At 69.2% G+C, this 454-nt stretch carries 1 protein-coding gene; it reads left to right on the forward strand.

The genetic code is table 11. The annotated features are described in order from the left end of the window. On the forward strand, window positions 1-454 hold a 454-nt coding region (locus RM844_RS32680; RefSeq protein WP_311671065.1), incomplete at both ends, for a Rossmann-fold NAD(P)-binding domain-containing protein.

The raw sequence follows: 454 nt of genomic DNA on the forward strand, positions 1-454 counted from the left end.
GATCGGCGGCATGGCCTTCGAGGAACTAGAGAATTCCGGGCGGGAGTCATCGGGGACCGACGTCCGCAGGATCGTGCATCAGGTGTCGTGGCATCCGGTGTCGGCTCGCGGCGAGCGGCGCCCCAGCGGTGTGGTTCTGGTCGGCGGGGATGTCGATCGGCTGGAAGCCGCGGTTGACGACCTGACGACGGCGGCGGTGCCGTACGTGGCAGTGGAAGATCCGGCCGAACTGGAATCGATCGTCGACTTCGGCTCGCTGCCAATCGAACTCGGCGACCATCCGGTCGTGCTTGTGCTGCCGCGCGACGATGACGCACCCGAGGTGGCCGGCGACCTCGTGACGCGGACGCTGGCGTTGCAACACCGCCTGGGACTGTCGGCGCGGCTGTGGGCGCTCACCGTCGGCGACCACGCGGGAGCCAACGTGACCCACGTGCCGCTGTGGGGACTGGGC

It is taken from the genome of Streptomyces chisholmiae (assembly GCF_031845445.1).
GTDB lineage: Bacteria > Actinomycetota > Actinomycetes > Streptomycetales > Streptomycetaceae > Streptomyces > Streptomyces chisholmiae.